Origin of the sequence: Ochrobactrum sp. AP1BH01-1, from assembly GCF_018066705.1 — a bacterium.
In the GTDB taxonomy this organism is placed as follows: Bacteria; Pseudomonadota; Alphaproteobacteria; order Rhizobiales; family Rhizobiaceae; genus Brucella.
The window spans coordinates 841,267-853,102 of sequence record NZ_JAGPOU010000002.1 but is presented as its reverse complement, the minus strand read 5'-3'; the positions used below and the strand labels follow the sequence as shown (position 1 = coordinate 853,102).

Here is an 11,836-nt window from a genome sequence, read left to right as displayed (position 1 = left end):
AATGCGTCGGGTCATCCAAGGCTGCGAAGCAGGTCTTGCAGCTGTTCCACGCCGTCCTCTCCCAGCCGGTTTTCGATTTCCTCCTGCGCCTGATCCCAGAGCGGGCCGCCGCGTTCCACGAGATCGCGGCCATCCGTGGTCAGCGTCACGCTGGTCTCGCGATGATCGTTGCTGGCAGCGGGCTCGATCAGGCCCATTCGTTGCAGAACCTTCACATTGCGGCCCATGGTCGAACGGTCCAGCTCCGACAGCTGTGCGAGTTCCGTCACCGAAATGGAGCCCGCGCGGCGGATTTTTCGCAGCGTGCTGAACTGCGCGACGTTGATGCCAAGCGGAGCCAGAGCGTTGTCATAAATGCTCGATGTCTTGCGGGCTGCCTGGCGCAGAAGAATGCAGAAACACTGGTGTGACATATTGCGGGTATATACCCGCAAATTATCGCATGCAAGATGGAAGTGCAAAATTGGGAGTGCGTTGCTGCCATGCTGCTGACAGCAACGATGTTTTCAGGAAAAGCTTTTCGCCAGTTCAGACGGCGATATAGGCGGTTTCCTTCACTTCCTCCATCACGGCATAGGTGTGCGATTCGCGCACGCCGGGCAGGGAAAGGAGCGCTTCCGAGAGGAAACGCCGGTAGTGATCCATGTCGGATACACGGGCTTTGACGAGATAATCGAAGCCGCCCGCCACCATGTGGCATTCCAGAATGTCTGGATTGTTGCGCGTGAAGGTCGAGAAGGTCTCAAAGACTTCCGGCGTGGTGCGGTCCAGTTTGATCTCGATGAAGACCAGCATGGCGCGGTCGAGCATCTTGGGCGAAAGCCGCGCCGAATAGCCGAGAATATACCCTTCACGGGTCAGTCGCTTGACGCGTTCGGCGGTTGCCGTCTGCGAGAGATTTATGCGATCGGCCAGTTCGGTATTGGTCAGGCGCCCATTCTCCTGAAGGGCGCGCAAAATACTCCTGTCCATCGCATCGAGATTCTTCATCAGTTGTCCCCAATGGCCGTTTATGTGTGACGGCTCTATTCTTGATTTTTGCATATGTGTTTGAGTTGCCACGGAAATGAATCCGAAATCGCTTCCCGACGCAAGACGAAACTTGTTGGGTGGTCCTACAAATTTTCGAACTGTTTCGATGAATTGGACTTAAATGTAAGCATACACGCAAATAACAATCACAGATTGCATATCATATACAACCTGTGGTAATAGTACTATGCATACTGAAAGTCATATTACACCTGTAAATTTAGCATGGGGTATGGGGGTGCCCGGAGCTGAAGGAAGCGTCCCCTTCCTTCCGTCTCGTTCATCCCGGTTCTAAGGAAATCCGGACAGCCCCAAACTGTCCGGATTTCTTTGTGATAATTGCAGAGCTTGCAGAAGGCCGCGTCGGCGCCGATCTCCGCCGCACATTTCCGCGCTCGAATTTTCCGGTTGCAAGGAAACACATTGGACGCTAACAGTACGTCCATGAACATTTCGCGCAATATCGTCATCAACGGTTGGTGGTGGGCCCGCTAAAAGCGGCCACGCAGGCGTTTGTGCATTTGCGTTCAGGAACAGGCCGCTGGGATTATCCGGGCGGCCTTTTTGTTTGGCTGTTTGTATAAGACCGGCGGGGAAAACCGATTTCCGGAAGTGTTTGGAACAGTTGGAGCATGTCCCCAAAAGCTGGAACCGGTTTTGGGATCAGGGCATGCATCAAAAACAAATAGAGATAGAGCAATTTGAACCGGAAATGCTCTAGTTTGGGATAGCCGATCATGAATGCGAAGATTGCGGATAGCGAGATATTCCAGCACGAGACGGCAGGCGGCATCGTCGTCGAGCGTGTGCGCCACCTCACAGCCTACAAGGGCGCGATCGAGACCTATATCGATGCGCTGAACGAACGGCGCGGTGCGGTGTTTTCGTCAAATTACGAATATCCGGGCCGCTATACGCGCTGGGATACGGCTATCGTCGATCCTCCGGTGGTCATCACCTCGCGCGCCCGCACCATGCGCATCGAAGCGTTGAATGCCCGCGGCATCATCCTGCTTCGTCCCATTCTGGACACGGTCAAGGCGCTGGCCGAGGTAACGGTCGACAAGGCCGAGGAAAACCGCATCGAGTTGACGATTGCCGAGCCGAGCGGAACCTTTACCGAGGAAGAGCGCTCGCGCATGCCTTCGGTCTTTACGGTCCTGCGCGCCATTGTCGGCCTGTTCTTCTCCGAGGAAGACGCCAATCTCGGTCTTTACGGTGCCTTTGGCTACGATCTGGCGTTCCAGTTCGATCCGATCCAGTACAAGCTGAAGCGCCCCGACGATCAACGCGATCTGGTGCTGTTCATTCCCGATGAGATCTTCGTGGCCGATCATTATGCGGCACGCGCCTGGGTGGATCGTTACGAATTCAACTGCGGCGGTTCTTCCACGCACGGCCTTGCACGCGCAACGCCTGCGCAAGCCTTCAAGCCGTCCGACGCCAAGCTTGCGCGCGGCGATCATAATCCGGGCGAATATGCGAAGCTGGTCGAGCGCGCCAAGGAGAGCTTCAAGCGCGGCGACCTGTTTGAAGTGGTTCCGGGCCAGACCTTCTATGAGCGCTGCCACACTGCGCCGTCGGAGATTTTCCGCCGGTTGAAGGCGATCAACCCGTCGCCCTATTCCTTCTTCATCAATCTGGGGGAGAACGAATATCTGGTCGGCGCATCGCCGGAAATGTTCGTGCGGGTCAACGGGCGGCGTATCGAAACCTGCCCGATTTCAGGCACGATCAAGCGCGGAGAGGATGCAATTTCGGATTCGGAACAGATCCTGAAGCTGCTGAATTCCAAGAAGGACGAGTCCGAACTGACCATGTGCTCGGACGTGGATCGCAACGACAAAAGCCGCGTCTGCGAGCCGGGTTCGGTGCGCGTCATCGGCCGTCGTCAGATCGAAATGTATTCGCGCCTCATCCATACGGTCGATCATATTGAAGGGCGGCTTCGCGACGGCATGGATGCCTTTGATGGTTTCCTCAGCCATGCATGGGCTGTGACGGTCACCGGCGCGCCAAAACTGTGGGCGATGCGTTTCCTCGAGGAGAACGAACGCAGCCCGCGCGCATGGTATGGCGGCGCGATCGGCATGATGCACTTCAACGGCGACATGAACACCGGCCTGACGCTGCGCACCATCCGCGTCAAGGACGGCATGGCTGAAATCCGCGCCGGTGCGACCCTTCTGTTCGATTCCAACCCGGAAGAGGAAGAGGCCGAAACCGAATTGAAGGCTTCCGCCATGATTGCTGCCGTGCGTGAAGCACAGAAGAGCAATCAGGTCGCTGAGGAGCGCGTGGCAGCTAAGGTGGGCGAGGGCATCTCCATCCTGCTCGTGGATCACGAAGATTCCTTCGTGCACACGCTCGCTAACTATTTCCGCCAGACGGGCGCCACGGTCTCGACCGTGCGTTCGCCGGTTGCCGATGACGTGTTCGACAGGATCAAGCCGGACCTCGTGGTTCTGTCGCCTGGGCCCGGCACCCCGCAGGATTTCGATTGCAAGGCGACCATCACCAAGGCGCGCAAGCGGGAACTGCCGATCTTCGGTGTCTGCCTCGGATTGCAGGCGCTGGCCGAAGCCTATGGCGGCACGCTGCGCCAGTTGCGCATTCCGATGCATGGCAAGCCGTCGCGCATTCGCGTGTCGAAGCCGGAGAGGATATTCTCGGGTCTGCCGAAGGAAGTAACGGTCGGGCGCTATCATTCGATTTTCGCCGATCCGGAGCGTCTGCCGGATGATTTTCTGGTGACGGCGGAAACGGAAGACGGTGTCATCATGGCTTTCGAGCACAAGCACGAGCCGGTTGCCGCCGTTCAGTTCCATCCGGAATCGATCATGACGCTTGGCCATAATGCCGGAATGCGCATGATCGAGAACGTGGTGACGCATCTGGCGGGCAAGAACAAGGCGCGCCGCACCAATTACTGACCGGATGCATCGCCTGATGATTTTAAGCCAGCCGCAGCCAACGCTGCGGCTGTTTTTTTTATGAACTGGCGACGCTTGCCCATTGTCTGCTTTGGCAACTCATTTGCAACTGTAATGCCTTGCATTTGCAGAAGAAAATTAAATGCGGGAACTGAAAAAACAGGGTACGAAGTTTCGATTTTCTGGGGTATAGAACGGCGGTGAACTGCTGCTGCATAAGCCAGTTGCGTTGTGGATGTATCCCGCGCGCTGGAGCGCATTCCGAAAAGTGTGAAACGGTTTTCGGATAAGATGCGCGGTTCAAAACAAACGCTTGGAGCGCCGATCTCATTCAACCGGATCGATCACGCTCTGGCGAATGAATGAAGGGCCGTGCGTAGGCCCGTCCCGGTTACGGGACAAGACCACGATAATCAAAGGTTCATTATGGACGCGAGTGCAAAGGTTCGGCGGCTTGCCGCTTGGTCTATTCCCATTGCTTTCGGTGTGATGGGTCTGAAATATCTGGCCTATGCGCTGACCGGCTCGGTGGCCCTTTATTCGGACGCGCTGGAATCCATCGTCAACGTGATTGCGGCCATCGGTGCATGGTGGGCAATCCGCATGAGCTACAAGCCTGCGGATGGCAACCACCCCTTCGGCCATCACAAGGCCGAATATATTTCGGCTGTCGTGGAAGGCGTTCTGATCACGGTCGCTGCACTCCTGATCTTCCGCGAGGCGTGGTTTGCGCTGGAAAGCCCGCGCAAGCTCGATGAACCCTGGCTGGGTCTGGCCATCAACACCGCTGCCGCCGTCATAAACGGCCTGTGGGCGACATTGCTGATTCGCACCGGCCGCAAGTTCCGCTCACCTGCGCTGGAAGCCGACGGCAAGCACATCATGACCGACGTGTTCACCTCCGCCGGCGTTCTGGTCGGCCTTGTCGGTGCTGTGGCTACAGGCTGGGCCATCCTCGATCCGCTGCTCGCCATACTGGTCGCCATCAACATTCTCTGGCAGGGCTGGCATGTCATCAATTCCTCGGTGCAGGGCCTGATGGATATAGCTGTCGAGCCAGCCGAGGAAATGCGCATCCGCGACGTGATTTCAGCCAATGCTGGCGGCGCCATCGAAGTCCACGACCTCAAGACGCGGATTGCCGGTCGTGTCACCTTCATCGAGTTTCATCTGGTCGTGGCTGCGGATATGAGTGTGGGCGACGCCCATCTGATTTGCGACCGGATCGAAGACGCCGTGAAAAAGGAGATCGACAGCGCACGCGTGGTGATCCATGTCGAGCCGGAAGAGGAAGCGAAACTGCCGCTCGGCACCAGTTCCGTTCCTTTTGCGTGAGCAAAATCGTCTTGCGCTAATCTGGTCCCGTGTGTAAAAGCTTTGAACATGACGATGATGAACGCAAAATCTCTGGAACATTCGGCAGCCGCCTCCGGCGCGCCCGTGAATGTCTGCGTTCTAAACTCGCTTCTTACCCTCGGCCTTAGCGGCGATCGCCGGGCTCGTTGAAGGAGCGTCCGGCGGTCGATTACGGTCCCGCCGACTTTAGCTCCTTACACATCATCTCCATCGATTTATCATCAGGAAATCCGTGCTTGACGGCTTGAGGGCCGATGTGAAGCCGGGAGGAAACCAGAAATGAACCAGACTGTCGCCGCGTCGCAAACTGAAACCGGATCCGCCGGCCGCAAGGGCATGTCCATTGCCGGCACGAAATATTCGCCATTCCCCGCACCGCAGCTCAATGACCGTACCTGGCCGTCGAAGCGTATCGAAAAGGCACCGATCTGGTGCTCGGTCGACCTGCGCGACGGCAATCAGGCTCTGGTCGATCCGATGGGCCATGACCGCAAGGAGCGCATGTTCCGCTTGCTGGTGGATATGGGTTTTCCGGAAATCGAGATCGGCTTTCCGTCCGCCTCGCAGACCGACTTCGATTTCTGCCGCTGGGCCATCGAGCATGGCAATGTGCCTGACGATGTGGACCTGCAGGTTCTGGTGCAATGCCGCCCGGAACTGATCACGCGCACCTTCGAGGCGCTGGAGGGCGCGAAGACGCCGATCATCCATTTCTATAATTCCACCAGCGAATTGCAGCGCCGCGTGGTGTTCGCGAAGGATGTGGCGGGCATCAAGCAGATCGCCACCGATGCTGCCAAGATGATCATGGATATGGCTGCGAAAGCAGGAGGGGGTTATCGCTTCCAGTATTCGCCGGAAAGCTTCACCGGCACTGAGCTGGAAGTGGCATTGGAGATCTGCAACGCCGTCACCGAAATCGTGAAACCCACCCCGGAAAACAAGCTGATCCTCAATCTGCCTTCGACGGTGGAAATGAACACGCCGAACGTCTATGCCGACCAGATCGAATGGATGTGCCGCAATCTCGACAATCGCGAGAACCTGATTATCTCGCTGCACCCGCATAATGACCGCGGCACGGGCATCGCCGCCACCGAGCTTGGCCTGATGGCCGGCGCGGATCGTGTCGAGGGCACGCTGTTCGGCAATGGCGAACGCACCGGCAATGTCGATGTGGTGACGCTGGCGCTCAATATGTACACGCAGGGCGTGGACCCCGAACTGGACTGCACCGACATCAACCGGATGAAGGAAGTCTATGAATATTCCAACCAGATGAAGATCGCCGAACGCCATCCTTATGTGGGTGAACTGGTCTATACGGCATTCTCCGGCTCGCATCAGGATGCGATCAACAAGGGCATGAAGGCGCGCCGCTCGGCCAATTCCCCCATCTGGGAAGTGCCCTATCTGCCGATCGATCCGCAGGATGTGGGCCGCTCCTATGAAGCGATCATCCGCATCAATTCGCAGTCGGGCAAGGGCGGCATCGCCTATATCCTGCAGGCGGATTACGGCTTGAACCTGCCGCGCAACCTGCAGGTGGAATTCCGCGAGATCATCCAGAACATTACCGATGAGGAAGGCAAGGAGCTGCCATCCAAGCGCATCCACGACGAGTTCCAGAAGCTCTACGTGGCGCAGCCCAGCGCCCGCATCAAATTCGTCGATCATCACACCATGCCCGATCCCGAGCAGAAGGGCCGCCGCATTCTGACCGCCGAAATCACCGATAACGGCGTGACCAAGAATATCGAGGGCAAGGGAACCGGACCAATCGACGGTTTTGTCGATGCGCTGTCCAAGTATCTCGGCGTGAAGATGTCGGTGGTCGACTATTCCGAACATTCGCTACAGCAGGGTTCGGACGCTTCGGCGATTTCCTACGTCGAGATGGCTTATCCGGGCGGCAAGCTGTTCGGTGCAGGCATCAACGACAATATCGTCAGTGCTTCACTGGAAGCAATCGTCTCCGCTGCCAACCGGGTGATTGGCAAGTAGGTGAGAGCAACTAATGAAAACGGCGCTTCGGCGCCGTTTTTGTTATGGAATCAATAAAGAACGCGCTCGTTGAGCTTCGTTATTCTCTCGCTGGCATCGGAAACGCCGTGCTCTTCCATGAGGCAGGACCAGCCGCCCTCAGGCCGCCTGTCGATGCTGAATATATTGTAGCGGGCGGCGGGTTTATGACCGCCGAAGTTCTGGCTTGCGGAAGGCACGCTTATGACGGGAACCTTGCCGTTCGGTCCGTCAATCTCGTAATGCGTGATAAGATGCGTATGACCGTGAAGCACCAGTTCCGCCCCGTGCTTTCGTATGATCTTCTGGAAACGGCGGATGCCGTAAAGACGCTTATGGGCAGGCGTTGCGCCATGGATCGGCGGGTGATGGATCATCACGATGCGGAAGAGTCCGCGTGCACCGGCTTCGTCCAGCATTGCCGCCAGACGCTTGCCTTGCGCAGACCGGAAGTCGCCGCTTGCCATGAAGGGGGCGGTCGCACGCGCCGAGGAAACGCCGATCAGCGCAACGGGACCGCGCACGCGCATATAGGGAAATTGCGGGCGGTTGCCGTGATTGTCGATGCCGTCACCGCGCATCCACGGTTCCCATTTCCGGCACGACTTGTCGAGCGCACCCGGAACATAGGCGTCATGGTTGCCGGGAACGACCGAGACATCTTGCGGATCGCCTAGTTTGGCAAGCCAGTCATGGGCAATATCGATTTCGAGATTGAGCGCCAGATTGACGAGGTCGCCCGTCACCGCGATATGATCCGGCGATTGCGCCTGCATGTCGGCAATGAGAGTATCAAGCACGGTTCCGTGCATCGCGTTTTTGCGATTGCGCAGCCAGTTTATGTAACCGGTAATGCGCTTCGACGCCAATTCGCGGTATCGCACGCGCGGCAAGGGCGAAAGGTGGATATCGGATATATGGGCGAGACGGAACATAAGGCTCAGGACCTGTTAATTTGATCGAAATGGTGTGAGGCCATCCGTTTGGATACGAGGAGAAGATGCGAAGGAAATGTGGTTCATTTTCGAGCCTCTTCGACGAAGTAGCCGGGCGGATGGACCACATCCTTCGGACACCGAAATGACTCGCGATCTGCTACGTCGAACCGCTCGACCGGGGGAACCACCCCGTTCTTCGCGTCTCTCCTTGCAGCTCTTGTCATTTCGAGTGCCATTTCCAGCAAATTAACAGGTCCTGAGCCTATGCCTCGTTTACTGGATAATGTTTAAAATCAAAACCTGTTTAGCGACTTTTTGTTGATGTCATTAATGCATTAATACGAAGTAGATTACTTCGCGGAGAGACGGCATGCGCTTTCGACATTTTATATTTCATACATATTTTTTATTAAGACGACCGATGACATTAGGAGTAAGGGCCATTGTTTTCGATGAAAAAAAGAATTCGGTTTTCCTGGTCAGACATACCTATGTGCCAGGATGGCAATTGCCGGGCGGAGGCGTCGAGCGCGGCGAGACCTTTCTAGAGACGCTGGAAAAGGAACTGCGCGAGGAATGCAATATTGTGCTGAAAGGCTCCCCCCGGCTTTTCGCGCTTTACAAGAATGCCCACGCATCGCCGCGCGATCATGTGGCGCTCTATGTGTGCAGGCAATTCGAGCAGACAGAGCCGCGTTTGCCTGACCGCGAAATTGCCGAATGCGGGTTTTTTCCGCTCGACAATCTGCCGGAGGGAACCACGCCCTCGACAAAGCGGCGCCTGCAGGAAGCACTTCACGACCTGGAGCCGCTGCCGGTCTGGTGAAGGTGCATCCGCCGCACCTTCACCCTGGCGTGTAGAGTTTTAGAAGCGGTAGGTGATACCCGTGCCGATCAGCCACGGATTAAGCTTGGCCTTGCCGCTTACCTCGGTGCCGCCGATCAGGGTGGCGTCGAATTTCGGTTCCAGGAACAGCTTCTTGACGTCGAAGTTCACGCCCCAATGTTCGTTGAGCATGTAGTCGAAACCGATCTGCAACGCGCCGCCGAATGCATTCTTGACCTTCAGATATTCGACGCCTGTCGCATCCTGATTGTAGAACACGGTGTAGTTCACGCCTGCACCGACATAAGGCTTGAAGGCGCCAAAATTGGTGAAGTGATATTGCAGCGTCAGCGTGGGAGGCAGAATCCAGGTCTTGCCGATCTTGCCCAGTCCGTCGATTGAACCCGCACCATTGATATTGGCATAGGTTGTGCCGAGAATGAGTTCAGCGGCGAAATTGTCCGTGAAGTAGTAAGTGATGTCGAGTTCAGGCGTGATCGACTTGGAATAGTCGAGATCGGAGCCTGAAACGCCGTTCACATAGCCGGAATTCTGCGGAACGACGCCGAGTGCGCGGACACGGATCTGCCAGGGCGACAGGGCTTCCGGCACGGCCTGAATTTCGGATGCAGGCTGGGCTACGATGGCATCTGCGGCAAATGCAGCAGGCGCGGCCAAGGTCAGGGCGGTAGCGGCCAGCAATCCTCTTGTGAAGCGGTTCATCTCTCTCTCCTTAAGTCGTGGTCAGTCTTTGAAGTCCTGGGGGAGGTAGTAGTGATGCGCGCAATCTGGACCGCGCAACGAAACGCCCCATTGATCGAAATCAATGGGGCGCGAGAGATTTAAGAGATTGCTGATGTTCTCCCGGCACTGTTGCAGGAAAAGCGCAGTCTGTCCGATCAGATTTTGGGGAAGCGATCCCGATCATGCGGAGCAGAGAAGTCGATTTCCGGTCCAAGCGGCACAACGCCGGTCGGATTGATCGTCTTGTGGCTGCGATAATAATGGCCCTTGATGTGTTCCATGTTCACGGTCGGGGCCACGCCCGGCACCTGATAAAGCTCGCGCGTGTAGTTCCAGAGGTTCGGATAATCGGCGAGGCGGCGCAGATTGCATTTGAAATGGCCGACATAGACCGGATCGAAGCGCAACAGCGTCGTGAAAAGCCGCCAGTCGGCTTCCGTCAGGCGGTCGCCGGTCAGATAGCGCTGGCGGGAAAGGCGGTCTTCGAGCGTATCGAGTGCGGCGAACAACTGTCCGAACGCTTCCTCATAGGCTTCCTGCGTCGTGGCGAAACCGGCGCGATAAACCCCGTTGTTGATGTTGGGATAGATGAAATCGTTGAGCGCATCGATTTCGCCGCGCAGCGCTTCCGGATAAAAATCGAGCGAGGCATCGCCGTAAGCGTCGAAGGCGCTGTTCAGCATGCGGATGATTTCCGACGATTCGTTGGAGACGATCGTCTGGCGCTCTTTGTCCCACAGAACCGGCACGGTGACGCGGCCGGAATAGTTCGGATCGGCGCGGGTGTAGATCTCGTAAAGACGCTTCGCGCCATAGAGCGTGTCGCCGGTGCTGCCGGTGGTGCCGTGGAAGGTCCAGCCTTCCTCTGCCATCAGAAAATCCACCACCGATACCGAAATCACGTCTTCCAGTCCTTTCAGCGCACGGAAGATCAATGTGCGGTGCGCCCATGGACAGGCATAGGACACATAGAGGTGATAACGGCCCGGTTCGGCCTTGAAGCCGCCTTCGCCGGTCGGACCGGCGCTGCCATCTGCGGTTACCCAGTTGCGGAATTGTGATTTCGAACGTTCAAAGCGGCCTTTCGTGCTCTCGGTGTCGTACCAGACATCGTGCCACTTGCCATCGACCAGAAGTCCCATGCGATTTCTCCTTTTGGCAAGAGAATAGGACGATAACTGCCGTTTTGCAGCATTCCAAGCCGTGAACAGTGCGTAACGGTGTCAAATAGATCAGTTGAAGCCGCCATTTTGAAAAAAATGGTTTTACCTCTGTCCATTTTGGTGTAATGCAACTTCCAAATTGCGGTCATCCCAATTCCGGCCGCACAGGAGAACGATGTAATGGAAATGCTTTTCATCCGACGATGAAACTTGGACCGCGCCAAAGCGCGGAGCGCATTCCATTGACCTGACGGTCCCCGACTTCTCCTATTGCGATCTTAAGCCCATGCAGCAGCTTGAACTGACCTACGCGCAGGAATGCCCGGCGCACGACATTGAAATCGAAGCCATCAATGCCGAAGCTTTCGGACCGGGACGCTTTACCCGCGCCGCGCATTTCATCCGCGAGGGTGGCCCGCATGCGCTCGATCTCTCCTTCGTGGCGCTGATGGGCGGCATCGTCGTGGGATCGGTACGGCAGACGCCGGTTGTCGTCGGCAAGACGCCCGCGCTCCTGCTCGGACCGCTTGCCGTCAGGCCTGAATGGAAGAAGCGGGGCATCGGCGGCAGGCTGATGCGCATGTCGCTGGAAGCAGCCGAAAAGGCAGGCCACAAGCTCGTCATCCTCGTCGGCGATGAGCCTTACTACGGTCCGTTCGGTTTCAAGATGGTGGCGCCGGGATCCATGGTCATGCCGGCACCCGTCGATCCGCGCCGGATGCTCGCCTGTGAACTCGCGCCGGGCGCGGTGAATGGGGTCGGCGGCATCGTGTGCCACGCCAATCGGGCCTGATTCCGATCGGGGAAACTCCTTCCTCGACC

General features: G+C 57.0%; 11 protein-coding genes. 5 read left to right on the top strand and 6 right to left on the bottom strand.

The genetic code is table 11. From position 1 onward, the window contains the following. Positions 1-11: 11 nt before the first annotated feature. The gene (locus tag J9800_RS09480; protein ID WP_114216294.1) at positions 12-413 is read right to left on the bottom strand and encodes a MarR family winged helix-turn-helix transcriptional regulator; all 402 of its coding nucleotides are present in this window, start codon (positions 411-413) and stop codon (positions 12-14) included. 115 nt (positions 414-528) lie between these two features. Next, positions 529-990: an Lrp/AsnC ligand binding domain-containing protein gene (locus tag J9800_RS09475; protein ID WP_006472719.1), complete on the bottom strand. Its 462-nt coding sequence runs from the start codon at positions 988-990 to the stop codon at positions 529-531. 779 nt (positions 991-1,769) lie between these two features. Here J9800_RS09475 and J9800_RS09465 point away from each other — a divergent pair. Beyond that, entirely contained in the window at positions 1,770-3,965 is a 2,196-nt protein-coding gene (locus J9800_RS09465; protein ID WP_114216295.1) for an anthranilate synthase component I, read from the top strand. Here J9800_RS09465 and J9800_RS09460 read toward each other — a convergent pair. Then, positions 3,959-4,300 carry a twin-arginine translocation signal domain-containing protein gene (locus J9800_RS09460; protein WP_162792672.1) on the bottom strand — a complete coding sequence of 114 codons (342 nt, stop codon included), beginning with the start codon at positions 4,298-4,300 and terminating at the stop codon, positions 3,959-3,961. The two genes, J9800_RS09465 and J9800_RS09460, sit on opposite strands and share 7 nt — an antisense overlap. A gap of 91 nt (positions 4,301-4,391) precedes the next feature. Between J9800_RS09460 and J9800_RS09455 the strand changes: the two genes are divergently transcribed. Both J9800_RS09455 and leuA read left to right on the top strand, forming a co-directional pair. Continuing rightward, the gene (locus tag J9800_RS09455) at positions 4,392-5,300 is read left to right on the top strand and encodes a cation diffusion facilitator family transporter (RefSeq protein WP_112585705.1); all 909 of its coding nucleotides are present in this window, start codon (positions 4,392-4,394) and stop codon (positions 5,298-5,300) included. 300 nt (positions 5,301-5,600) lie between these two features. Further along, the gene (gene leuA / locus J9800_RS09450; RefSeq protein ID WP_114216296.1) at positions 5,601-7,325 is read left to right on the top strand and encodes a 2-isopropylmalate synthase; all 1,725 of its coding nucleotides are present in this window, start codon (positions 5,601-5,603) and stop codon (positions 7,323-7,325) included. Between the two features lie 50 nt (positions 7,326-7,375). On the opposite strand, the gene J9800_RS09445 is transcribed toward leuA, so the two are convergent. Then, a complete protein-coding gene (locus J9800_RS09445) occupies positions 7,376-8,278 on the bottom strand; it encodes a metallophosphoesterase family protein (RefSeq protein ID WP_114216297.1) in 903 nt (300 codons plus the stop codon). A gap of 373 nt (positions 8,279-8,651) precedes the next feature. Between J9800_RS09445 and J9800_RS09440 the strand changes: the two genes are divergently transcribed. Further along, positions 8,652-9,107, top strand: a complete 456-nt coding sequence (locus tag J9800_RS09440; protein WP_112585710.1) for an NUDIX domain-containing protein — start codon at positions 8,652-8,654, stop codon at positions 9,105-9,107. 39 nt (positions 9,108-9,146) lie between these two features. Here J9800_RS09440 and J9800_RS09435 read toward each other — a convergent pair whose 3' ends face one another. Both J9800_RS09435 and J9800_RS09430 read right to left on the bottom strand, forming a co-directional pair. Beyond that, on the bottom strand, positions 9,147-9,830 hold the full coding sequence (locus tag J9800_RS09435) for an OmpW/AlkL family protein (RefSeq protein WP_114216298.1): 684 nt from the start codon (positions 9,828-9,830) through the stop codon (positions 9,147-9,149). A 176-nt stretch (positions 9,831-10,006) separates the two neighbouring features. Beyond that, positions 10,007-10,993: a glutathione S-transferase family protein gene (locus J9800_RS09430; protein WP_114216299.1), complete on the bottom strand. Its 987-nt coding sequence runs from the start codon at positions 10,991-10,993 to the stop codon at positions 10,007-10,009. A gap of 307 nt (positions 10,994-11,300) precedes the next feature. Between J9800_RS09430 and J9800_RS09425 the strand changes: the two genes are divergently transcribed. Next, on the top strand, positions 11,301-11,807 hold the full coding sequence (locus J9800_RS09425; protein WP_114216300.1) for a GNAT family N-acetyltransferase: 507 nt from the start codon (positions 11,301-11,303) through the stop codon (positions 11,805-11,807). The last annotated feature ends 29 nt before the right edge of the window (positions 11,808-11,836 follow it).

Excerpts from the sequence above, each read along its gene's own strand:
- J9800_RS09445 (WP_114216297.1), bottom strand. The coding sequence starts at position 8,278 with ATGTTCCGTCTCGCCCATATATCCGATATCCACCTTTCGCCCTTGCCG.
- J9800_RS09465 (WP_114216295.1), top strand. The coding sequence starts at position 1,770 with ATGAATGCGAAGATTGCGGATAGCGAGATATTCCAGCACGAGACGGCA.
- J9800_RS09425 (WP_114216300.1), top strand. The coding sequence starts at position 11,301 with ATGCAGCAGCTTGAACTGACCTACGCGCAGGAATGCCCGGCGCACGAC.
- J9800_RS09430 (WP_114216299.1), bottom strand. The coding sequence starts at position 10,993 with ATGGGACTTCTGGTCGATGGCAAGTGGCACGATGTCTGGTACGACACC.
- J9800_RS09440 (WP_112585710.1), top strand. The coding sequence starts at position 8,652 with ATGCGCTTTCGACATTTTATATTTCATACATATTTTTTATTAAGACGA.
- leuA (WP_114216296.1), top strand. The coding sequence starts at position 5,601 with ATGAACCAGACTGTCGCCGCGTCGCAAACTGAAACCGGATCCGCCGGC.
- J9800_RS09480 (WP_114216294.1), bottom strand. The coding sequence starts at position 413 with ATGTCACACCAGTGTTTCTGCATTCTTCTGCGCCAGGCAGCCCGCAAG.
- J9800_RS09475 (WP_006472719.1), bottom strand. The coding sequence starts at position 990 with ATGAAGAATCTCGATGCGATGGACAGGAGTATTTTGCGCGCCCTTCAG.
- J9800_RS09435 (WP_114216298.1), bottom strand. The coding sequence starts at position 9,830 with ATGAACCGCTTCACAAGAGGATTGCTGGCCGCTACCGCCCTGACCTTG.
- J9800_RS09455 (WP_112585705.1), top strand. The coding sequence starts at position 4,392 with ATGGACGCGAGTGCAAAGGTTCGGCGGCTTGCCGCTTGGTCTATTCCC.